Raw genomic sequence first — 1,043 nt, 5'->3', positions numbered from 1 at the left:
GGCCAGAGACTCCAGGCCTCCCTTCTGAATGAAGGCCTGAGCAGACGCTGCAAGCACGCCAGAGGCAAGACCTCCGCTGGCCCCTGCCAGAGCTGCAACGCCCACCCCCAGAGCGGCCTTAAAGGCAGGCTTAAAGGTAGTACGAGGTCTCTGGGATTCTTCAGTAATAGAGGGCACGACCGTGCGGTGGATCTCGGTGAACTCGGGGCGAGGGACGATTTCCATACCCGAGGGACGCTGGCCCGTCTTAGAAACGACCTCCAGGTGCGGCGTATCCACCGCCAAATGACCCTGAACAGAACAGTCCAGGTAGTCCACCCCTTGGCCTTGGTGAGCCTGGGTTTTTTGGAGAATCTTGCTGTCTCGGGTCACCGAAACTTTCTCAAATCCATCCTGCCTTACCGCGGGGGTCAGAAGGAGCTCCTCCCTAGCCTCAATGCGCACCTCCCCCTTAAACTGGGTCCCCTGGAAGGCGCCCCGCTGAAGGTTGAGGTGAAGCCCGAGAGTAAGCAACAGTTTACCGATATCCAATGCTAATAACCTCCTGGGGGAGAAGGAGCAGCTGGCCCCGGACGTATTCGGTACAGGCGATATCTTCTTTATAAGATTCCACTGAACGTAGTGTACTTTGTAACGGATCATTATTAAGGATTTTCTTCTTTTTTTCTTCAAAGAATTTTTTATATCCTTCAATCATTTCATCTAAAATACTCAAAACAAAATCTCGTTTCCCCAAGGGCAGAGCATCTACCACAGGAAGATCGGGAAATTCATTTGGCTTAATTCTGTAAAAAGTATCGTAAATCATATTAAAGATAAAGGAACTAGCTGCCCAGCGGGCCCCGGGATGCAGTAGGTGCAAAGAGCGCATGAGCCAATTCATATAAGTGGGACCAAGATCAGAATCTACAACAGTTTGTAACATCATTTCCGTCCACATATCTTCCATAGTCCAATGATCTATTTGTGTACCAGAAGGAAGAAAATACCTCATGACTTCGGGAATAAAAGAAGGCTCTTTTAAAGAACTCAAAGCTTCAAAA

The 1,043-nt window shown here is 49.3% G+C and carries 2 protein-coding genes; both read right to left on the bottom strand.

Annotation, left to right across the window (positions count from 1 at the left end):
* Positions 1-531 (bottom strand): hypothetical protein (locus tag HCUR_RS00560; protein ID WP_129591787.1); only part of this gene is annotated, 531 nt, incomplete at its 3' end.
* Positions 518-1,043, bottom strand: a 526-nt coding sequence (locus tag HCUR_RS00555) for a hypothetical protein (protein WP_207760835.1), incomplete at its 5' end; no start/stop codon positions are given. The genes HCUR_RS00555 and HCUR_RS00560, both read right to left, overlap by 14 nt.

Source organism: Holospora curviuscula (assembly GCF_002930195.1).
Lineage (GTDB): Bacteria > Pseudomonadota > Alphaproteobacteria > Holosporales > Holosporaceae > Holospora > Holospora curviuscula.
Note: the sequence above shows the minus strand (reverse complement) of the source record. Positions and strands in the feature narration are given on the sequence as shown.